Source organism: Apibacter sp. B2912 (assembly GCF_009827835.1).
GTDB lineage: Bacteria > Bacteroidota > Bacteroidia > Flavobacteriales > Weeksellaceae > Apibacter.
In genome coordinates, this window is the sequence record NZ_WINV01000025.1 from 1 (window position 1) to 300 (window position 300).

Below are 300 nucleotides of genomic sequence, written 5' to 3' on the forward strand. Positions count from 1 at the left end.
TCCTGAACCCTTTATACGTACGAGTACTGAACCAAGAGAGCGGTTGTATAGGCATAAACGAAGTATGGTTTAAGAAAAATTCCAATCATGTACCGATCCCGAAAGAAGTACGCTTATCAATAAAATGCGATGATTCCCAAGATGATTCAAAAGAAATATTTAATCTACATGAATCAAAACAATTACTGGGCAATTATCCGACAAGCAATTATCGTTATTACAGAAATGAATCAGATGCCAAAGAAGCCTTTAAAAATGAAGCAAAAGGGATTTATACACACCTGACCGAACCTGAAATAA

Annotated in this window: 1 protein-coding gene; it reads left to right on the top strand. The window is 35.3% G+C overall.

Annotated features, from left to right (window positions below; translation table 11 throughout):
- Nucleotides 1-300, top strand: a 300-nt coding sequence (locus GFV01_RS10065) for a hypothetical protein (RefSeq protein WP_160567232.1), incomplete at both ends; no start/stop codon positions are given.